This window comes from Amycolatopsis pigmentata (genome assembly GCF_042684065.1).
Lineage (GTDB): Bacteria > Actinomycetota > Actinomycetes > Mycobacteriales > Pseudonocardiaceae > Amycolatopsis_E > Amycolatopsis_E pigmentata.
This window is the reverse complement of record NZ_JBHUKR010000004.1, coordinates 834,817-852,452: the sequence shown is the minus strand read 5'-3', so window position 1 is coordinate 852,452 and position 17,636 is coordinate 834,817. Positions and strand designations below refer to the sequence as shown.

At 70.2% G+C, this 17,636-nt stretch carries 17 protein-coding genes; 7 read left to right on the top strand and 10 right to left on the bottom strand.

Annotated elements, in window-relative coordinates; translation table 11 throughout:
• Positions 1-16 precede the first annotated feature (16 nt).
• Positions 17-1,600 carry a polyprenol phosphomannose-dependent alpha 1,6 mannosyltransferase MptB gene (gene mptB / locus ACFSXZ_RS05680; RefSeq protein ID WP_378261954.1) on the top strand — a complete coding sequence of 528 codons (1,584 nt, stop codon included), beginning with the start codon at positions 17-19 and terminating at the stop codon, positions 1,598-1,600.
• On the opposite strand, the gene ACFSXZ_RS05675 is transcribed toward mptB, so the two are convergent.
• From ACFSXZ_RS05675 to ACFSXZ_RS05665, 3 genes are read right to left on the bottom strand one after another with little or no spacing between them, the layout of a single operon-like run.
• On the bottom strand, positions 1,569-1,994 hold the full coding sequence (locus ACFSXZ_RS05675) for a TIGR03668 family PPOX class F420-dependent oxidoreductase (protein WP_378261952.1): 426 nt from the start codon (positions 1,992-1,994) through the stop codon (positions 1,569-1,571). The two genes, mptB and ACFSXZ_RS05675, sit on opposite strands and share 32 nt — an antisense overlap.
• Positions 1,995-1,998: 4 nt before the next feature.
• Positions 1,999-2,898, bottom strand: a complete 900-nt coding sequence (locus ACFSXZ_RS05670; protein WP_378261950.1) for a S66 peptidase family protein — start codon at positions 2,896-2,898, stop codon at positions 1,999-2,001.
• A complete protein-coding gene (locus tag ACFSXZ_RS05665) occupies positions 2,895-4,823 on the bottom strand; it encodes a S9 family peptidase (protein WP_378261948.1) in 1,929 nt (642 codons plus the stop codon). Before ACFSXZ_RS05665 ends, ACFSXZ_RS05670 begins: the two co-directional genes overlap by 4 nt.
• Positions 4,824-4,899: 76 nt before the next feature.
• Here ACFSXZ_RS05665 and ACFSXZ_RS05660 point away from each other — a divergent pair, with 76 nt between their 5' ends.
• From ACFSXZ_RS05660 to ACFSXZ_RS05640, 5 genes are all read left to right on the top strand, one after another.
• Positions 4,900-5,475 (top strand): DUF3090 domain-containing protein, encoded by a 576-nt coding sequence (locus ACFSXZ_RS05660; RefSeq protein WP_378261946.1) that lies wholly within the window; start codon positions 4,900-4,902, stop codon positions 5,473-5,475.
• Between the two features lie 6 nt (positions 5,476-5,481).
• Positions 5,482-6,264: an SCO1664 family protein gene (locus ACFSXZ_RS05655; RefSeq protein ID WP_378262771.1), complete on the top strand. Its 783-nt coding sequence runs from the start codon at positions 5,482-5,484 to the stop codon at positions 6,262-6,264.
• Between the two features lie 152 nt (positions 6,265-6,416).
• Positions 6,417-7,217 (top strand): DUF3097 domain-containing protein, encoded by an 801-nt coding sequence (locus tag ACFSXZ_RS05650; protein WP_378261944.1) that lies wholly within the window; start codon positions 6,417-6,419, stop codon positions 7,215-7,217.
• Between the two features lie 66 nt (positions 7,218-7,283).
• On the top strand, positions 7,284-7,715 hold the full coding sequence (locus ACFSXZ_RS05645; protein WP_378261942.1) for an NfeD family protein: 432 nt from the start codon (positions 7,284-7,286) through the stop codon (positions 7,713-7,715).
• A 28-nt stretch (positions 7,716-7,743) separates the two neighbouring features.
• Positions 7,744-9,186 (top strand): SPFH domain-containing protein, encoded by a 1,443-nt coding sequence (locus tag ACFSXZ_RS05640; protein ID WP_378261940.1) that lies wholly within the window; start codon positions 7,744-7,746, stop codon positions 9,184-9,186.
• Positions 9,187-9,251: 65 nt separating this feature from the next.
• Here the strand turns inward: ACFSXZ_RS05640 and ACFSXZ_RS05635 are convergent, their stop codons facing one another.
• From ACFSXZ_RS05635 to ACFSXZ_RS05605, 7 genes are all read right to left on the bottom strand, one after another.
• A complete protein-coding gene (locus ACFSXZ_RS05635) occupies positions 9,252-10,478 on the bottom strand; it encodes an MFS transporter (RefSeq protein ID WP_378261938.1) in 1,227 nt (408 codons plus the stop codon).
• Between the two features lie 39 nt (positions 10,479-10,517).
• Complete coding sequence (locus ACFSXZ_RS05630) at positions 10,518-11,462, bottom strand: fumarylacetoacetate hydrolase family protein (protein ID WP_378261936.1); 945 nt, start codon at positions 11,460-11,462, stop codon at positions 10,518-10,520.
• Between the two features lie 11 nt (positions 11,463-11,473).
• Positions 11,474-12,424, bottom strand: a complete 951-nt coding sequence (locus tag ACFSXZ_RS05625) for a VOC family protein (RefSeq protein WP_378261934.1) — start codon at positions 12,422-12,424, stop codon at positions 11,474-11,476.
• Positions 12,424-13,443 (bottom strand): amidohydrolase family protein, encoded by a 1,020-nt coding sequence (locus ACFSXZ_RS05620; RefSeq protein WP_378261932.1) that lies wholly within the window; start codon positions 13,441-13,443, stop codon positions 12,424-12,426. Before ACFSXZ_RS05620 ends, ACFSXZ_RS05625 begins: the two co-directional genes overlap by 1 nt.
• Entirely contained in the window at positions 13,440-14,564 is a 1,125-nt protein-coding gene (locus ACFSXZ_RS05615; protein ID WP_378261930.1) for an FAD-dependent monooxygenase, read from the bottom strand. Before ACFSXZ_RS05615 ends, ACFSXZ_RS05620 begins: the two co-directional genes overlap by 4 nt.
• Positions 14,561-15,493: a fumarylacetoacetate hydrolase family protein gene (locus ACFSXZ_RS05610; RefSeq protein WP_378261928.1), complete on the bottom strand. Its 933-nt coding sequence runs from the start codon at positions 15,491-15,493 to the stop codon at positions 14,561-14,563. Before ACFSXZ_RS05610 ends, ACFSXZ_RS05615 begins: the two co-directional genes overlap by 4 nt.
• Positions 15,494-15,642: 149 nt before the next feature.
• Positions 15,643-16,596 carry a LysR family transcriptional regulator gene (locus tag ACFSXZ_RS05605; RefSeq protein ID WP_378261926.1) on the bottom strand — a complete coding sequence of 318 codons (954 nt, stop codon included), beginning with the start codon at positions 16,594-16,596 and terminating at the stop codon, positions 15,643-15,645.
• Between the two features lie 96 nt (positions 16,597-16,692).
• On the opposite strand from ACFSXZ_RS05605, the gene ACFSXZ_RS05600 reads away from it, so the two are divergent.
• The gene (locus tag ACFSXZ_RS05600; RefSeq protein ID WP_378261924.1) at positions 16,693-17,622 is read left to right on the top strand and encodes an MBL fold metallo-hydrolase; all 930 of its coding nucleotides are present in this window, start codon (positions 16,693-16,695) and stop codon (positions 17,620-17,622) included.
• Positions 17,623-17,636 lie beyond the last annotated feature (14 nt).

The following is a 17,636-nucleotide window of genomic DNA, read 5'->3' as shown; positions in this document are numbered from 1 at the left end:
AATCTTCTTCAACGAAATGGCGACCACTACAGATCCCGCGCCGGGGACTCCGGCGGCCGGGGCGCCCGACGAGGCGCGCCCGGCGGAGGCGCGTGACGAGACGCCTCCGTTTCCCGTTCGCACCACCCTGATGGGCACCATCGGGAGCGTGCTGGTGCTGCTCGGCGCGTTCGGCGCCGGCGGCATCCTGATCCGTGACCCGGTCCTCGGCACGGGGCCGTTGTCGTGGATCCGGTACGGACACGGCCGGATGCTGGCCAACGCGGTGCTGTACTCCGGATTCGGGCTGGTGGTGTGGGCCTGGGTCCGGCTCGGCCGCTACATGCTGGCCGGGCGCGTCGGCAGCAGGGCGATCCTGATCGCGGCGGGTTGCTGGATGGCGCCGCTGCTGGTCTCGCCGCCGCTGTTCACCCGGGACGTGTTCTCCTACCTCGGACAGGGCGCGCAACTGCTGCACGGGCTCAACCCGTACGCGCACGGCCCGGCCGAACTGGAGATCCTGCCGAACATCGTGCAGAACGTGCACCCGGTGTGGCAGACGACCCCCGCACCCTACGGACCGCTTTTCCTGCTCATCGCCAAGGGCATCGTCGCGCTGACCGGTGACAACGTCATCGCCGGGGTGATCGTGACCCGGCTGGTCCTGCTGGCCGGCCTCGGCGCCATGGTCTGGGCGCTGCCCCGCCTGGTGCGGCATCTCGGCGGCAAGCTGCCGATCACCCTGTGGCTGGCCGTGGCCAGCCCGATGACCGTGATCCACCTGTTCGGCGGCCCGCACAACGACGCGATGATGCTCGGCTTCCTCGCCGTCGGCGTGGTGGCCGCGCTGGAGCGCAAGCACGCGGTGTCGATCGTGCTGGTGACGACCGCGATGCTGATCAAGCCGACGGCCGCGGTGGCGCTGCCGTTCCTGGTCTGGGTCTGGACCAACCACCTGCCAGGCGAGAACCGGAGGCGCAACTTCCTCAAGGCGGGCGCGGCGTCGGTCGGCCTGTTCCTGCCGGTGTTCGTGCTCGGCACCTGGGTTTCGCTGGGCTCGTTCAACCTCGGCTGGGTCACCGGCCTGCAGGCGCCGACTCTGGTCACCAACTGGCTGAACCCGTCGACCGGCATCGGGCAGGTCGTCTACACGCTGGTGCACCTGGTGATCAAGGTGCCGGAGTCGCCGTTCATCACGGTCGCGCGGCTGGTGTCGATGATCACCTTGGCCGTGGTCTTCGCGCGGCAGTGGTGGCGGTCCCGCTACGGCGGCAACGAGGCGATCTTCCGCATGACGGTGACGCTGCTGGCCACCGCGATCCTCGCTCCGCCGACCCTGCCGTGGTATCTGACCTGGGGCTTCGTCCTCGCCGCGGCGTTCCCGTGGCGGCGCAGGCATCTCGCCATCGTGGTCGGGGTCGCGGTGTTCCTCGTCATGGCGTACTACCCCACGGGCGAGCAGGCGCTCTACGCCTGGCCCTACGTCGTGCTCACGCTGGCGCTGGGCGTCTACGCGGCCGCGTCCCTGTTGCGCCCCGACCCGCTCGGCCTGATCGAGGCGTGGCGCAAGCAGAAGGTGCCGGACTTCCTCAGCTCGCAGCCCACCCCCGCCACGCAGTGACCGCCGCGCGGACCACCGGCCCTTTCGGCGGGTGGTCCGCGTACTGGCGGTACTTGGCGCACAACCACCGCAGCGGCTCCACCCGGCTTTCCGGCTCGGTGGCAGTGGTGATGATGGTGGCGAAGCAGTCCGCACGCACCCACCACAGCCGGGCCCAGTCCTCGTCGTAGTGGTCGGCCAGAAACGCCACGGACGGATTCGCCGCGATGTTGCGCAACCGCCGCAGGTCGTTGCTCCGCTTGGGTTTGTGGTCCACCGCGAACACGATCTCGTCACCGTGCACGGCGAAGGTCACCGGCACCAGATGCGGCACGCCCAGCGCGTCCGCCGTGGCCAGGTGCGCGACCCGTGCCGCCGCGAACCGTTCCCGGGAATCGTCTGGGGAAAGACGCATGTCTTCAGGATGCCCCCGTGGCCCATCCCCGCACCGTCAGCGTGCCCGCTTCGGCGTCCAGCACGGCCCGGGTCCCGAACGGCAGGGTCACCGCGCCGGGACAGTGCCCGAACCGCAGGTCACCCACGACCGGGACCCCGAGCGTGCCGAGCCGGTCCAGCAGGACGGCGCGGACCTCGCCCGGGTCACCGCAGCGGAACCACGACCCGAGCGCGATCCCGCTCACCTTGCCGAACCAGCCCGACCGCGACAACTGCGTCAGCAGGCGGTCGATCCGGTACGGCGCTTCGGCGATGTCTTCGAACACCGCGATGGCGCCCTCCGGTGGCCGGTACTCGGGGGCACCCGCGCCCGCGGCGAGAACGCTGAGGGTACCGCCGGTGAGCACGCCCCGCGCTGTGCCCGGAACAACCGTTTCCAGGCCCGAGAACACGATCTCTTCGCCGGGAGCCCACAGCGCGCGGTGCAGGTGGCGCTTGGCCTCTTCGTCCCAGAAGGTGGCGGCGGGCATGGGCGAAAACAGCGTGGGGAGCCCGAGATGCGCCTCGATCGCCTGATGCAGCGCGGTCAGGTCACTCGACCCCGCGAAGATCTTCGGACCGGCCGCGCGCAGCGCCTCCCAGTCGAGCAGATCGAGGATGCGATGCGTGCCGTACCCGCCGCGCGCCGCGATGACCGCCGTCACCACCGGATCCGTCCACGCCGCCTGGAACAGCCCCGCGCGCCGGGCATCGGTGTCGGCCAGGTACTTCCGGACCGGCCGCACACTGTCGAGCCGGTCGACCACCAGGCCCCAGTCCGCGAGCTCCGCCGCGGCGCGGTCGAGCGCCTCCGGCGAAGCGGGGCCCGCAGGGGAGACCAGCGCGACGACGTCACCACGCCGAAGGCCCCTCTCAACGATCATCGGCGCAGATCCAGCACCGGCACCCCGGGCGGGGTGAAGCCGAAGACCTGACCGTAGAAGGACAATTCAGCCTCCAGCGCGGCGATCATCGTCTCCGCCTTGCGGAACCCGTGCTGCTCGCCCTCGAAGGTCAGGTAGGCGTGCGGAATTCCCTTGCCCCGCACCGCGTCGACGAAGCGTCCGGCCTGTTCCGGCGGGCAGATCTCGTCGTCGAGGCCCTGGAGGAACAGCACCGGGCCCGCCAGCCGTGCCGCGTGGGTGAGCGGTGACCGTTCGTAGTAGCGCGAGGTGGTTTCCGGCAACGGGCCGACCAGTCCTTCGATGTAGCGGGATTCGAAGTCGTGGGTCTCGTCGCCGTCTCGGGTCCAGTTCGTGAGGTCGACGATCGGATACTTGATCGTGCCCGCGGCGAAGGCCCGTTCCGTGGTCATGGCGAGCGCGCCGGTGAAGCCGCCCGCGCTGCCGCCCCGGATCGCTGTCCGGGCGGGATCGGCGATGCCCTCCGCCGCCAGGGCCCGCGCGACCGTGACGCAGTCCCGGACGTCCACCACGCCCCATTGCCCACGCAGCCGTTCCCGGTAACGCCTGCCGTAACCGGTGGAGCCGCCGTAGTTCACCGCCACGACACCGATTCCCCGGCTGGTGAAGAACGAGAAGTCCAGATCCAGCACGGGAAACGCACGACCGGTCGGGCCGCCGTGCACGTTCACCAGGTAAGGCGGAAGTTCGCCGTCCGGGGCGCGGTAACGAGAATTCGCCGGAGGATAAAGATAGGCGAAGATCTTTTCACCGTCGGGTGCGGTGAAAATTCTTTCCTGAGGCTTCGAAAGATATGCACGGTGCACGGGCGGCGCCGGATCCGTGTGGTCTGTCACCGTGCCGTCATCGAGGCGGACCCGGACCACCGCGTGGTCCCGGTCCGGTCCCATCGCGATCCCCACGGCCTCGCCGCGAGAGATCGCCAGCGATGGCTCCCATTCGGTCAGCTCACACGGCACCTCGGTGACGGTGCCGCTCGCCTCGTCGAGCACGGCCAGCCGCCCCGATTTCAGCACCGCATACCGGCCGTCGCCGAGCGGCGCGAACCAGCGGAAGCCGATTTTCCACAGTGGGCCGCCGAGTTCGGCTTCGACCGGAGCGAGATTCCGGGCGTGGCCGTCGAGCGTGATCCGGTGCAGGTTCCACCAGCCGCTGGGATCGAGCAGCGCCAGCAACGAGTCCTCGGACTCCCATTCCAGCTGGCAAACGGAGACACCGTGACCACCGGCCAGTACGCGGTGCGGTCCGAAGGCGCCGCTGGGTGAAACCTTGGCCACGCAGAGTTCCGTTTCGTCCCAAGGCATCGCGGGGTGCTCCCAGCCGAGCCATGCCGCGTGCCTGCCGTCCGGGGAAAGCTGCGGCGCGGTGAGGAAGTGATGACTCGCCGCGAGCGTTCGTGGCTCCCTGCCCGGTTCGAGCGCCACGAGGTCACGGCGGATGTCGGTGCGGCGCGAACCCGTGCGGGTTTCCCGCACGGCCCAGATCTCCGGGCCGCGGCCCGGCCGCAGGCCGGCATACCGGACACCTTGCCGGACCGGCGGTTCCGGCGTGATCGGTGTGATTTCCCCCAAGTCCGGTTCGCGGCGGTAGACACGCTGGTCGTCCCAGTGCGTGAAGAACAGTGACCCTTCGTGCACAAGCCACGGACGCCCGCCGTACTCGTGGAGCCTGCTGCGCGCGTTCCACGGCGCGGGCAGCATCTCCTCGGCGGTTCCGTCGTTTCCGCCGCGTACCACGGTGATCCGGCCGCCCTCGGCCGGGCGCGCGTCGGCCCACCAGGCCTGGCCATCCACCACGTCCGCCCACTGCGGGCCGCCTCCGGCCGCCGCGGCATCAGCGGCGCCGATCGCCGATTTCCACGTTCCGTATGGTGAGGTTTCGACCACCTCCTCACCCTAACTAAACTCTTAGCCAGGGCGGCGGATGCCGATCATGGAACGGTGGCTTAGGGTCGGGGGTGCCATGTCTCGTGTAATCCACGTCTTCCGCCAGCCTGACCGGTTCATCGCAGGGACCGTCGGGGAGCCTGGCGACCGCACTTTTTATCTGCAGGCGTCCGAGGACGTCCGCACCATCAGCGTGACGATCGAGAAGCAGCAGGTGGCGGTCCTCGCCGAACGCCTGGCCTCGCTGCTGGAGGAGGTGGCCAACCGGTTCGGCGCCGACGTGCCCGAAGTGGCCCCCGACGACCTGGTCGACGTCGACCCGCTGCGGGTCCCCGTCGAGGAGGAGTTCCGGGTCGGCACCATGGGGCTGGGCTGGGACGCCGAGAGCAAAGCGGTGGTGATCGAACTGCTGGCCATGACCGAGGGCGAGGTCGACGAAACGGTGGTGCTCGACGACACCGAAGAAGGCCCCGACGCGGTGCGGGTGTTCCTCACGCCCGCCGCCGCCCGTGCCTTCGCCGAGCGCGCCGACAGGGTGGTCAACGCGGGCCGCAAGCCGTGCCCGCTGTGCGGGGAGCCTCTCGACCCGGCCGGCCACATCTGCCCGCGGCAGAACGGCTACCGCCGCGAGCCCGACTTCACCGAGGGTTAGGTGACGGTGACTCCCGAAGCGGTACAACTCATCACGCACGGCAGGCTCGAAGTCGAAGGCCGCATGGTGGACGCCTCGAACGTCACCCTGTACTGCACCATCGAGCTGGACGGGATGAGCGGGCACGCGGTGTACAAGCCGGTGTCCGGGGAGCGGCCGCTGTGGGACTTTCCCGACGGCACCCTGGCCGGGCGTGAGGTCGCCACCGCGCTGTTGTCCCGGGAGTCCGGGCTGGGCGCGGTGCCGCCCACGGTCCTGCGCGACGGGCCGCTCGGCGTCGGCATGGTGCAGTTGTGGGTGGACACCACCGACGAAGAGCTGATCGACGTCGTCTCGCCCGAGCAGGTGCCCGAGGGCTGGCGTGTGGTGCTCCACGCGCACGACCGGCTGGGCGAACCCGCGGTCCTCACCCACGCCGACCGCCCCGGCGTGCGCGACCTGGCGATCCTGGACATCATCGCGAACAACACCGACCGCAAGGGCGGGCACGTGCTCGCCGGGGTCGACGGTGAGGTCTACGGCGTGGACCACGGCATCTGCCTGCACGCCGAACCGAAGCTGCGGACGGTGCTGTGGGGCTGGATCGGCGAGCCGCTGCCCGAGGAGGCCATGGACAAGCTGGGCGCGCTGCCGGAGAAGATCTACGGCGGGCTCGGCGAGGAACTGTCCGCGCACCTGACCGGCGTGGAGATCGGCGCCATCCTCGAACGCACCGAAAAGCTGGTGTCCAGCGGTGTGTTCCCCGCGCCCGGCGACGACTGGCGCGCGATCCCGTGGCCGTTGTTCTGATGAGGGCGGTGGTGGGTGACGGGTGGGCGGGTTTCAAGACAGGCACTGAGCCGGGGGTGTGCAGGGCGCGGGCCCTCGCGTGAACTCGCGGAGGAGGCGGTTCCGGCGTGGCGCCCGACGGGACGGCGGTCCCGGCACTACCGTGCCGGTTCGTGCGCTCTCATTCGTACGACGACGTGCTCGCCGGCCCCCGTCGGCGCAAGATCCCCGAAGTGCCGGCCGAGGCCGGGCTGGTCGTGGAGGAACCGGGCAGCGGGTTCTGCGGCGCGGTGGTCCGGCTCGAGTACGGGAACGTCGTCCTGGAGGACCGTCGCGGCAGGCATCGCGTCTTCCCGCTCGCCCCGGCGGGCTTCCTGCTGGAGGGCAAGGCGGTGACGCTCGTGGCGCCCGCCGCCGCGCCACCACCCGATCGTGTCATCTCGAAATCGGGTTCGGTGCTGGTCCAGGGTCACCAGGCCCGGACCGCCCGGGATTCACGCATTTGGGTGGAAGGCAAACACGACGCCGAGCTCGTCGAACGCGTGTGGGGTCACGACCTCCGGGTCGAGGGCGTGGTGGTGGAGCCGCTGGACGGGGTGGACGTGCTGGCCGAGCGGATCGAGGAGTTCGGCACCGGGCCCGGCAGGCGGCTCGGTGTCCTGGTCGACCACCTGGTCGCCGGCAGCAAGGAGTCGCGGCTGGTCGAGCGCATCCGGGACGAGAACGTGCTGGTCACCGGGCATCCCTACGTGGACATCTGGCAGGCCGTCAAACCCTCGGCGCTGGGCATCGCCGCGTGGCCGGAGGTACCGCGCGGGCGTCCGTGGAAGGAGGGGATCTGCGCCGCGCTCGGGTGGGGCGAGCCCTACGAGGGCTGGCAGCGTGTGCTCGGCGCGGTCGGTGATTTCCACGACCTGGAGACGCCACTCATCGGCGCGGTCGAACGCCTGATCGATTTCGTCACCGAACAGTGACGCAAGTGATGATCACATCTCGTGGTTCACTCGCCGCGTGTGGTCACCATCTGCCACGATGGACTCATGACACCGGCGCTCGTCTGGCTGATCGTGGCCCTCGTGCTGATGGCCGCCGAAGTCCTGTCCGGCGACTTCGTCCTCCTGATGCTGGGCTTGGGTGCGCTCGCCGGAGCGGCGTCGGCGTCGTTCACCGGCAACCCGCTGATCGACGTCCTGGTCTTCGCGGTGTCCTCGGCGGGACTGATCTGGCTCGCCCGGCCGGCGCTCAAGCGCAGGTTCCTGCACGGGCCGCACGTCAAGACCGGCGTCGAGGCGCTCATCGGGGCACACGCCATCGTGCTGTCCACGGTGGACGGCCACGGCGGCCGGATCAAGATCGGCGGCGATGTCTGGTCCGCCCGCAGTTTCGTGGAAGGTGTGCGGATCGAGCCCGGCACCAAGGTGACCGTGGTAGAGATATCAGGCGCGACGGCGGTGGTCTCGCCCGAGCCCTAGGAAACAACCTGAATATAGGGGAGAGATCTTGACGACCGCAGCCGTCATAGTTGTCGCGGTAATCGCCCTGTTCGTGATCATCACCATCGCCAAGGCCATCATGGTGGTCCCCCAGGCCCAGTCGGCGGTGATCGAACGGCTGGGCCGGTTCCGCGCCGTGGCCTCGCCCGGCCTGAACTTCCTGGTGCCCTTCCTCGACAAGGTGCGCGCCCGCATCGACCTGCGCGAGCAGGTCGTCACCTTCCCGCCGCAGCCGGTCATCACCGAAGACAACCTGACCGTCTCCATCGACACGGTGGTCTACTTCCAGGTCACCGACTCGCGCGCCGCGGTGTACGAGATCTCGAACTACATCGTCGGTGTGGAGCAGCTGACCACCACGACCCTGCGGAACGTCGTCGGTGGCATGACCCTGGAGCAGGCGCTCACCTCGCGCGACCAGATCAACAGCCAGCTGCGCGGTGTGCTCGACGAAGCCACCGGGCGGTGGGGGATCAGGGTCGCGCGAGTCGAGCTCAAGGCGATCGAGCCGCCGCCGTCCATCCAGGACTCGATGGAGAAGCAGATGCGCGCCGACCGGGAGAAGCGCGCGATGATCCTCAACGCCGAAGGGCAGCGAGAGGCCGCGATCAAGACCGCGGAGGGGCAGAAGCAGTCGCAGATTCTCGCCGCGGAGGGCCAGAAGCAGGCGACCATCATGCAGGCCGAGGCCGACCGCCAGTCCCGCATCCTGCGGGCGCAGGGTGAACGCGCCGCGCGCTACCTGCAGGCGCAGGGCCAGGCGAAGGCCATCGAGAAGGTCTTCGCGGCGGTCAAGGCGGGCAAGCCGACCCCCGAGGTGCTGGCCTACCAGTACCTGCAAACCCTGCCGCAGATGGCGCAGGGCGACGCGAACAAGGTCTGGCTGGTACCCAGCGACTACGGCCGTTCGCTGGAGCAGTTCGCCCGGGCCTTCGCCAAGGCCGACGACGACGGTGTGTTCCGCTACGAGCCGCCGAAGGAGGAGGCCGTCGCGCCGCCGGCCATCGACGACGACGAGGTGTCCGGCTGGTTCGACACCTCCACCGATCCGCGCATCGAGGAGGCGGTCCGGGCGGCCGAGGCCGTCGCGCGCAAGGAGGTGCCCAGCCCGATCGTCGGCGGGGCCTCGCCGTTGCCACCGCCCGCCCGGCCGTCGCAGGCGGCCTCCGGCGGCCAGCCCCGGCAGGAGACGCGCGAGCAGGAAGACGACCCCGAACCGGTCACCGAACGCCAGGCGCCGCCGCCTCAGCCGGCACCGCAGTCGCGGCCCCCGCAGCCGTTCGTCCCGCAGCCACCTCCGACGGGTCCTGCCCAGGCCGACCTGCCGCACCGGCAGCCCGGTCTGCACTACGGATCTCCGCCGAGCGCTCCGCCCGGCTCACCGAACCGGAACCAGCCGCCGCAGCAGCCCCCGCAGGGACCGTCCGGCGGGCCGTCTTCGCAGCAGTAGAAGGCCGGGCCCGGTGACCACCGGCCACCGGGCCCGGGCCGGACTGTCCACAGTGGACTGGTCGGTCAGGGGGCCTCGGGACGGATCCCGTCACCGGCCGGCGCGGGCCGGACGGCGGAAGCGGCCGTCGGGTTCTGCTTGCGGAAGGCCACGAACAGCGCGGCTCCGAGGACGACGGAGAGCGCGCCGAGTGCGCCGATTCCGCCCTGGAGACCGCCGGTGAAGACGCCGAGCCCCGCCACGACGATGGGGGAGAGGAACTGGCCCACGTACGCCGTGCCGGTCCAGAGGCCGGTGCCGCGCCCGCGCTGGGGGAACTCGACGTTGTCGAGCACCCAGGAGATGAGTGTGGGGAAGAGCAGACCGCTCGCGAACCCGGTTACGACGGCGCCGACCATCACGACCGTGACGCTTGACGAGGCGAAGACGATGACGAGTCCGAGTCCCGATGTCGCGAACTCGACGGGCAGGAGCACTCGCCTGCCCAGCTTCGCGAAGCGCCCGTAGAGCGCCGCGCCGACGGCGATCGCGACGGCGAGCACACCGGTCAGCAGACCGGTGGTCGCGGTGGACGTGATCCCGATCGAGGTCAGCACGGTGGGCAGTTGGACGATGAGGATGTAGAAGACGACGCCGCCGAACAGCGTGACTACGCACGGCGCGGCGATCGCGCGCCAGGGGACGCCGACCGAGCGCGGATCCGCCGCCTCCGGTGAGCGTTCGGGCGAGGGCAGAAGCCACGTCATCGGGACGACGAGAACCAGCGCGATCGCGTACACCCAGAACGGCGTGCGCCAGCCTCCGGCCCCGAGCGCGCCGCCGAGCGCGATGAAGACGACCCCGCCCAGCGACGCCGTCGTCGCCTGGAGACCGATGTAGCGGTCGCGCTTTTCCTTCCAGTAGTCGCCGACCAGGGTGGTCGCCGCCGTCGTGATGCCGGCCTCGAACACGCCGACGAACACACGGCTGGCGATGATCGAGCCGATGCTGTCGAGCCAGAGCGGCGCGGTGCCGGCGATCGCGTAGCCGGCCATGCCGGCCCGTAGTACCCGCAGCCTGCCGAGCCGGTCCACGATCTGCCCGGCGAACGGCGCGGTCAGCCCGATGACGAGCGCGGGGACGGTGAGCACGATCGGCACCAGGACCCCGACCCCCGGCACGGAGGCGAAGTGCGCGGCGATGAGCGGGAGCACGGGAGCGATCAGGACCGCTCCCAGCACGGGCAGGGAACTGGCGGCCAGCAGCAGGATGAGCTGGGGCAGCCCGGCGGTGCGGGATGCGTTGGTGTTCATGGCGACCTCACGACGTTGTGGGGGCGGAACAGGACGGATTCAGGGACGGGTGCGAGGGCGGATCCGGGCCTTGGGGATCGGGTGCGGTTCGCGTCCGGCGACGACGGTGTTGCGGAGGGTGCCGAGTCCTTCGACGGTCATCGTGACCACGTCTCCGGGCCGCAGCGGGGGCAGATCGGTGCGGCCGCGGCCCCACCCTTCGGCGAGGCAACCGCCGTTGCCGCAGGTGCCGGAGCCGAGGACGTCACCGGGACGGACCTCTGTTCCGCGGCTGGCGTAGGCGACGAGGTCCTCGAACGGCCAGCTCATGTTGGAGAGCAGGTCACGGCCGATCTCGATGCCATTGACCGCGACCGTCATCTCGAGCACGAGGAAGCCGTCGGCGTCGCGGTAGGGCTCGAGTTCGTCGGCCGTGACCAGGACGGGGCCGAGCGTGGTGGCGAAGTCCTTGCCCTTGCAGGGGCCGAGGCGGACGGCCATTTCGCGGATTTGGAGGTCTCGCGCCGACCAGTCGTTGAAGACCGTGTAGCCGGCGATGTGGGCGGACGCGTCTTCGGGGGCGATGTCGGCGCCACCCCGGCCGATGACGGCCGCGACCTCGCACTCGAAGTCCAGCCTGGTGCAGCCGGGCGGCACCGCCACGTCGTCGTGCGCGCCCACGAGCGCATACGGGTTGGTGAAGTAGAACGTCGGTGCCTCGTACCACTCCGGCACCACACCCGCCCCGGCGGCCATCCCTTCGACGTGCTCCTCGAACGCGACGAAGTCGCGCACGGTGGGCGCCTCGAGCGGTGGCAACAGCCGTAGTCCGGCCAGCGGGACGGCGTCGCCTTCGGTCACGGCGCGAGCTCCGGCCTCGACGAGCCCCCCGGTGCGGAGCAGGTCGAGTACCGTGTTTCCGGCGGGGAGGCGGAAGAGCGTGTCGTCCCGCACCACCCCGCACCGCACCTGGCCTCCGGTGTCGGAGACTGTGGCGAAGCGCATGGACAGCCTCCTCAGACGGGCGGGGCCAGGAACAGGCCCTGGTCCGGGTCGTTGAACGACTTCCTCGCGACGAACTCGTCCATCCGGTTGGCGGTGCCCCACTGGTCGGACACCTCGGGATCGGTGAAGTCGTGCAGGCCGGGGTGCCAGGCGTCCTCGTCCAGGCGCTCCAGTTCGGTCGTGTACTCGACCGTGTTGCCCTGCGGGTCGAGGAAGTAGGAGAAGGTGTTGTTCCCGGCCTTGTGCCGGCCCGGCCCCCAGATCTTCTCGACACCGGCTCGCAGGAGACGCCCGGTACCGCGCATGTACTCGTCGATCCCGCGCAACTCGAAGCTCGCGTGGTGCAGCGACGGATGCGGGCAGCGGGCGATCGCGAAGCTGTGGTGCCACGGGTTGCAGCGCAGGAACCACATCATGTGACCCATGTGCGGGTGGGTGAGGATGTCCGACAGCGCGAACCCGAGGTGGCGCTCGTAGAACGCGACGGTGCCCTCGGGATCGGCGGAGTTGACCACCACGTGCGACAGGCGCACCGGAATCGACTCGCCTTGCTCGATCTTGCGGTGGACCCGCTTGGCGACATCGGCGGAGATCTCGATGGTGCGGCCCTCGTTGTCGAAGAACCGGAACCCGTAGCCGCCACCGGGCGTCGCCATCGTTCCCGGCTCCGACACGAGCGTCACTCCGTCCCGCGCCAGTCTGCCGGCGAGAGTGTCGACGTCGGCCGGGGTCGCGGCACCGAACGCGACGAGGTCGATGCGCTTGCCGGCGGCCTGACGGAGGCGCACGACGTACTGCTCGGGCGAACCCTCCGCGGCGAGGAAGGACAACCCGGAGTCCGTGGCGACTTCCGTGAGACCCCAGTGGCCGGTGTAGAACGCCTGCTGGGCGGTCAGGTCGGGGACGGCGAGGTCGACGTGCCGCACGTGCGTGATCAGGCGTGGAGCCGCCGTGTCCGGCATCAGGATTCCTTCCCGGGGACAAGCCCCAGCTTCTGTGCGGTGCCACCGGCGATCGCGGCGCGGTCCGCCGCTTCCAGTCCGGCGGCGTCGAGGCGGGCCACCGGATCGGGCACGCCCATGTCGAAAGGATGGTCGGAGCCGAGCAGGATCCGGTCGGCGCCGACGGCGGCGACCAGCGCGCGCAGCGCCTGTGGGGTGTGGACGAGCGAGTCGAACCAGATCCGGCGCAGATACGCCGAGGGTGTTTCGGCGCAGTGCCGGGCCTCGCCGCGCACCTGCCAGGCGTGGTCGGAGCGGCCGAGGTAGGTGGGCAGGTAACCGCCGCCGTGCGCCGCGACCACCCGCAGGTCCGGGTGGCGGTCCAGAACCCCGGCGAAGATCAGGTGCGAGAGGGCGACGGCGTTCTCGACCGGTTGTCCGACCGTGTTGGCCAGGTAGAACCGGTCCAGCCGCTCGTCGAGCGAGCAGCCGAAGGGGTGCAGGAACACCACGGCGGCCGTCTCGGCGGCACGCGCCCAGAACGGGTCGAGCCGCGCGTCCGACAGTTCGACGCCAGGGGCGAAGGAGGAAATCTCGACGCCCTTGAGACCGCGACCGAGGGCGTCGTCGAGCGCGGCGACGCACAAATCGGGATGCTGCAAGGGGACCAGCCCGAACCCGGTGAGGCGGCCAGGAGCCTGGGCGACCACGGCCGCCACACCGCGGTTCGCCGCCCGGCACACCGCGATCGCGAGATCGGGGCGGGCCCAGTAGTGGTAGTGCGACGGGGACGGCGAGACGACCTGCACGTCCACACCCGCCGCGTCCATGTCGGACAGGCGCCGCTCAACGGTCGTCAACGCGGGCAGAGCCGCCTGGACCATCTGTCCGGAAACCGCCATGGATTCCGCGCCGTGGCGCCGAACCTCCAGCGCGCGGAGTTCGGCGAGCCCCGGCTCGTTGGCGACCAGCGCCTCCACCTCGGCGATGAGGCAGTGGGCGTGGACGTCGATCACAGGGTTTCCCACTGGAGTGTTCACGGCTCCTCCACGAGCAGGGAGTGGACGCGGCCCAACAGTCCGGGCAGGTCGCCCTGCTCACCGGCCCGCAGCCATCGGCACATCTGCACGGAACCCTCGACGACCGTGCGTGCGCGGTCGAACCGGCGCGCGGTGAACGCCGACCACAGGTCCTCGTCCAAGGTGTCGCGGGTGGTGAGCAGGTCGGCCAGCACCAGCGCGTCCTCCAGTGCCTGAGCGGCGCCCTGGGCCATCGTCGGCGGGCAGCAGTGGGCGGCGTCGCCGATCAGCACCGTGCGGCCGCGATGCCACGGCCCGTCCACGAGATGCCACTCGAACCACGTGTAGTGCACCCGGGACGGGTCGGTCAGGTTCTCGCGGATTTCGTCCCACGCGCCGTGGTAGTGCTCGGCGAGGCCGCGCATGGTGGCCAGCCGCTCGTCGGGGGAGAGCGTGCTGCGGTTCCGCGCGTCTTCGACGAGGTAGGCGTAGAGCGTGTCCTCGCCGGTCGGGCAGTACCCGGCGATGTAGGCCGCGCCGCCGTAGCAGAGGTCGGTGCGGGTCACCGACGCCGGCCGCTTCGCGAACGCGCGCCAGATCCCCATGCCCACCGGGTCGGTCCTCAACGGGACGCCGAGCGCGTCACGGGTCCACGACCGCACGCCGTCGGCGCCCACGACGAGGTCGTAGCGAGCGCGCGTGCCGTCGGAGCAACCGAGATCGACTCCGCGGTCGTCCTGCTCGAGGGAGACGGGCCGGACATCGGTCCGCACCTTCGCACCCAGTTCGACGGCGCGGTCGAGGAGCAGACGCGCCAGATCGGGGCGGTAGATCCCGACGGTGGCGGGAAGGTCCGGACCGCCGAGCCGGGCGTCGGGCATCTCGGTGAGAAGCGCGCCGTCCGGCGTGCGCAGGCCGACCGAGTCGAAGGCGTACCCCGCCTGCGCGATCCCTTCCCACACCCCGAGGCGGCGTAGGACGCGCAGCGCGTTGCCCTGCAACGTGACGCCCGATCCCAGAGCGCCGACCGCCGCCGTGGTCTCGATGACGTCCACCGGCACGCCGGCTTCGGCGAGGAGGATGGCGACGCCAAGGCCGGCGATCCCGGCTCCGATGATCCCGGCGGATCCGACCGCGGTCACGGCGCGACCACCCGTGTGCGCTGACCGCCGAGCCCGGTGATGGTGCCGGTCATGATGTCGCCCGGGCGAAGAAGGCGGCCGTGGGCGATGCCGTTGCCCGCCGGGCTGCCGGTGAGCAGCAGATCGCCTGGGCGCAGCGGGGTCGTCCGCGACGCGGCGGCGACGATCGAGGCGACGTCGCAGATCATGTCCTTGGTGGACTCGTCCTGCATCACCGCTCCGTTGAGTTCGAGCCGGATCCGCGGATGCTCGGGCACGAATTCCACGGGCACCAGGTAGGGGCCCAGCGGGGTGAAGCCAGGGGCGTTCTTCGCGCGGTACCAGTCGGTGCCGATCGCCGGCATGTCACGGCGGAACACCAGGTCACGCATGGTCAGGTCGTTGGCGATCGTGTAGCAGGCGACGTGGTCGAGGGCATGCGCGCGGTCCACGCGGAATGCCTCCCGGCCGATCACCGCGGCCAGTTCGAGTTCCCAGTCGTGCTGCCGCGAGTAGGCGGGAAGCACGACGTCGTCATAGGGGCCGGTGACGGCGGAGGGCAGTCCGATGAACAGGTACGGCTCGCTTTCGGTCGTGCGGCGCTCCATCGCCGCCGTGGCCTCGGCCCGTACCTCGGACTCGGGGCGGTCGCCGGGGGCGTGCTTGACCGCGAGCTCGATGACGTGCGTGCGGTAGTTCGCACCGGCCTGAAGGATCTGACCCGGCACGAACGGACACCGGATTTGGTCCTGCTCCAGCGGGCGAGTGGCCTCGTCGGTCAGCGCGTACAGGGTTCGTAGCGCCGCGTCCCAGTCCTGCAGCAACGCGTGCACGGTCGGCGCGAGATCGGAGAGGTCCCGCCAGGTGGGAGCTCCGTCGAGATCGACGACCAGCGCGGGACGCTCCGCGGTGCCGTCGGTGACCGTGGCGAGAGCGAAAGGGGTAACCACGAGTGGTCCTTCCGTTTGCTGTGACGGCCACTACTATCTGCGCGGCCGACAGCATCAGGGAAGCCGAAATGGCTGATGCCCTCCATAAGGCAGACGAATGTCGCTTCGGCCGTGGGCGTGGTCGCCGGGCGGTGTTTCCACCGCGAACCTCAGGGCCGCCGGCTGAGGTGACGGCTCGTCTCGGTGAGGACCGACCGCAGCCAGGCGTGACCCGGGTCGCGAGTGTGCAGCGGGTGCCACCAGAGCGTCTCCACCACGGGCACCACGTCCCAGGGACAGGCGAGCACCCGGAGCCGGTTGCCGGGAGCCAGCACATCCGCCAGGTGGCGCTGAACGAGTCCGAGCCGGTTCGTCCCGGCGATGTAGAACGGCAGGGCGAGGAAGCTCTCGACGACGGCCTGGACCCTGGGTTCGATTCCCAGTTGCTCCAGTTGCCGCACGGCGGAGAGGAAGCGGGTCGGTCCGTGGTAGGTGAGGACCCACGGCATCTCGGCGACGTCCGTCATGGTCAGGGCATCGCCGACGGCGCCGTTGTCCTGATCGGCCACGCACACCCATTCGTCGGTGAACAGGTCGCTCGAGGGAAGGTCGAAGACGAATCCTCGCGGAAGGATCATGCCGTCCACCCCGCGGAGCCAGTCGGTCGGGCTGTCCGTCGCGGTGCTCGAATGACCCTCGAACCGCAGCATGACGTCCGGAGCCCGGTCCGCGAGCACCTGCGCGACCCGCGGACCGAGCACGGCCATGGCGTAATCCGAGGCCTGCACGGTGAAGGTGCGCTGGGAAGTCGCCGGATCGAACACGGCCTCGCTGGCGAACACGCGCTCGACCTCGTTCAACGCGTACGAGGTGCGGAGCCGCAGCGCCTGGGCGAGTGGGCTCAACTCGGACTTGTTGCCCGAACGGACGAGCAGCGGATCGTCGAAGTGGCGCCGCAACCGGGCGAGCGCGCCGGAGAGGGCGGGCTGGGACAGGCCAAGGCGCGCGGCGGCGCGCGTCACCGATCGCTCCTCCAGCAACATGTCCAGCGACACAAGGAGGTTCAGGTCCAGGTTCGACAGCTTCACGGCGGCCTCCACATCGCGTTCGTTGATGTGGGACATCAGCGAATTCAGGCTAGTATGCCCATCGGTCCGGCTGATGGCGGGTATACGCGAAATCAGCTTCCCGATGGGCATACGGGACGCGAGGGTGGACGCATGAGCGACGACGCCCTCGGCGATCCGCGGATCGAGGACCTCGGTGGCGGTCTCTATGCCTACGTGCAGCCCGACGGCGGCTGGATGATCAACAACACCGGGATGCTCGTCGGCCGGTCGGGGACGGTGGCCGTCGACACCTGTTCGACGGAGCGGCGCACCCGTGCGTTCGACGCCGCCCTGCGTACCGTGTCGCCGGGACCGGTGCACACCCTGATCAACACCCACAGCCATCCCGACCACACCGCGGGCAACGGCTGGCTGCCCGGGGTCACGATCGTCGCCCACGAGGAGACCCGGTCGGAGATGCTGGCCATGGCCGCCGCGCCGCCGCTCACCGGGATCTTCGAGCCGATCGACGAGGGCTCGCTGCCGAGCGCACCACCGTTTTTGACCTACCGCGAGGGCGTGACGCTGTGGGTCGACGACCTGCGCTGCGAGGTCCGCCATGTGGGCACTCCGGCGCACACCACGAACGACTCGGTCATCTGGGTGCCGGAGCGCTCCGTCCTGTTCGCGGGCGATCTGCTGTTCTCGGGCGGCACTCCCTTCCTTCTCTCCGGTTCGGTCGCCGGCTCGATCGCGGTCCTCGAGGACGTGGTCATCGCGTTCGGTGCCACGACGATCGTTCCCGGCCACGGTCCGGTGTGCGGACCCGAGGCCATCGACGACACGCTGGGATATCTCCATTTCGTCCAGGAGGTCGCGAAGCAGGGCGTCGCGGCCGGACTGTCGCCACTCGATGCCGCCCGTCAGTGCGACCTCGGTCGGTACGCCGAATGGCTCGACAGTGAGCGCATCGTCGGCAACCTGCACCGCGCCTACGCCGAGGAGAACGGTGCGGCGCCGGGCGCGCGCATCGACATCCCGGGCGCGTTCCGCGACATGGTCACCTACAACGGCGGCCGCCCGCTGACCTGCCGAGCCTGAACGGTAGCGACTGA

Excerpts from the sequence above, each read along its gene's own strand:
- ACFSXZ_RS05630 (WP_378261936.1), bottom strand. The coding sequence starts at position 11,462 with ATGCGCTTCGCCACAGTCTCCGACACCGGAGGCCAGGTGCGGTGCGGG.
- ACFSXZ_RS05600 (WP_378261924.1), top strand. The coding sequence starts at position 16,693 with ATGAGCGACGACGCCCTCGGCGATCCGCGGATCGAGGACCTCGGTGGC.
- ACFSXZ_RS05605 (WP_378261926.1), bottom strand. The coding sequence starts at position 16,596 with ATGTCCCACATCAACGAACGCGATGTGGAGGCCGCCGTGAAGCTGTCG.
- ACFSXZ_RS05660 (WP_378261946.1), top strand. The coding sequence starts at position 4,900 with ATGTCTCGTGTAATCCACGTCTTCCGCCAGCCTGACCGGTTCATCGCA.
- ACFSXZ_RS05625 (WP_378261934.1), bottom strand. The coding sequence starts at position 12,424 with ATGCCGGACACGGCGGCTCCACGCCTGATCACGCACGTGCGGCACGTC.
- ACFSXZ_RS05635 (WP_378261938.1), bottom strand. The coding sequence starts at position 10,478 with ATGAACACCAACGCATCCCGCACCGCCGGGCTGCCCCAGCTCATCCTG.
- mptB (WP_378261954.1), top strand. The coding sequence starts at position 17 with ATGGCGACCACTACAGATCCCGCGCCGGGGACTCCGGCGGCCGGGGCG.
- ACFSXZ_RS05645 (WP_378261942.1), top strand. The coding sequence starts at position 7,284 with ATGACACCGGCGCTCGTCTGGCTGATCGTGGCCCTCGTGCTGATGGCC.
- ACFSXZ_RS05675 (WP_378261952.1), bottom strand. The coding sequence starts at position 1,994 with ATGCGTCTTTCCCCAGACGATTCCCGGGAACGGTTCGCGGCGGCACGG.
- ACFSXZ_RS05670 (WP_378261950.1), bottom strand. The coding sequence starts at position 2,898 with ATGATCGTTGAGAGGGGCCTTCGGCGTGGTGACGTCGTCGCGCTGGTC.